Here is a 1,539-nt window from a genome sequence, read left to right on the forward strand (position 1 = left end):
GACGTCGTCGAGGGCGACGACGCGGGTCTCCCCCTCCCCGTAGACCTTGTTCAGGCCGGTGGCGCGGGCGGCCGCGGTGCGGACGGCGGTGGCGGTCGACGTGGTCACGGGGTGCTCTCCTTGCTGGCTGACTGACGCGTACCTCCATGCTCCGGGGTGTGATCATGGTCTGGCGTCGCTCCGTCGAACGGTTGGTCCCACCACCGCCGGGCGTACGGGAGGGGCAGGGCCGTCCTCCTGCGGTATGACGGTGACCCTGAGGCGGGCCCGGTGGCCGGATCGCTGTGCTTCGTGGCCGAAATCTCGAACTGTTCGTCAGATAGCAAGGAAACATGACAACTTCCCGGGCCGGGAACATGCGAAAGGGTGAGCCGGGCGACTAGGCTCAGGGGTGCTTTCGCAGGACGCCCGGATGGTGGAACGCAGACACGGGCAGCTTAAAACTGCTTGGCCGCGAGGCCGTGCCGGTTCGAGTCCGGCTCCGGGCACCACTCGACCCGCGGGGGCGCCGTCGGCGTCCCCGCCGCGAGACGTTCAACGGATCCTCCTCGCGGCGTATCCCGAATCCTTTGCCAAGCCATTACCCTGGTGCGCGGGGCGGTGCAGTGCCGCCACGGAGGGAATGAGCAATGAGAAGCAGCAACCCGGTCTTCTCGCGGGAGGGGTCCTTCACCCGCGAGCCCGGCTACGCGGGGTTCGGTACCACCGCGCAGGCCGGGAGCCCGTACGGAAACCCGTACGCGGGCACCCCCTACGCCCAGCCGCAGGGGCAGGGCCCGCTGACGGACGAGCAGCTGTACGACCTGTACAACGGGCCGTCCGCCGGCCCGGCGGCCACCGGGCGGATGACGCTCGACGACGTGGTCGCCCGCACCGCCATGACGCTGCTCACCCTGGTCGCAGCCGGCGCGGTGGCCTGGTTCGCGCTGCCCTTCGAGAACTACGGCTTCGCGATCGCCGCCAGCGTCGTGGCCATGGTGGTCGGCCTGGTGGCCTCCTTCAAGCGCAGCGTCAGCCCGCCGCTGATCCTGCTGTACGCGGCTCTCCAGGGCTTCGCGATGGGCGCGTGGTCGCACGCGCTGAACACCATCCTGAACGGCATCGTGATCCAGGCGGTGCTGGGTACGGCGGCGGTCTTCGCAGCGATGCTGTTCGCCTACAAGAGCGGCAGGATCCGGGTCACCGCCCGCTACACCCGGGTCGGCATCGCCGTCGCCATGGGCTTCGTGCTGCTGATGCTGGTCAACGTCGTCGCGACGGCCTTCGGCGCCGACATGGGCCTGCGCTCGGGCCCGCTCGGCATCGTGGTCGGCCTGGTCGGCGTCGGCCTCGGCGCGTTCTTCCTGTCGCTGGACTTCGCGGAGATCGAGACGGCCATCGCCCAGGGGGCTCCGCAGCGCGAGTCCTGGCGGGCCGCCTTCGGGCTGACCCTGTCGCTGGTCTGGATCTACATGGAGATGCTGCGGCTGATCGCGATCCTGCGCGGCGACGACTGACGCACCCTCGCCCTCACCACTGCCGCCGGGCCCCGGAGCGAAC

1 protein-coding gene, 1 tRNA gene and 1 pseudogene are annotated in these 1,539 nt (G+C 70.1%); 2 read left to right on the plus strand and 1 reads right to left on the minus strand.

What is annotated here, in order from left to right; all coding sequences use genetic code 11:
• Window positions 1-108: pseudogene (locus ABT247_RS33395) on the minus strand (ABC transporter ATP-binding protein); the annotation flags it as partial.
• 298 nt (window positions 109-406) lie between these two features.
• Between ABT247_RS33395 and ABT247_RS33400 the strand changes: the two are divergent.
• Together ABT247_RS33400 and ABT247_RS33405 are read left to right on the plus strand one after the other, a co-directional pair.
• Window positions 407-491 (plus strand) — tRNA-Leu (locus tag ABT247_RS33400).
• A 138-nt stretch (window positions 492-629) separates the two neighbouring features.
• Complete coding sequence (locus tag ABT247_RS33405) at window positions 630-1,496, plus strand: Bax inhibitor-1/YccA family protein (RefSeq protein WP_350750356.1); 867 nt, start codon at window positions 630-632, stop codon at window positions 1,494-1,496.
• The last annotated feature ends 43 nt before the right edge of the window (window positions 1,497-1,539 follow it).

The organism is Kitasatospora sp. NPDC001539 (assembly GCF_040298565.1).
Classification (GTDB): Bacteria; Actinomycetota; Actinomycetes; order Streptomycetales; family Streptomycetaceae; genus Kitasatospora.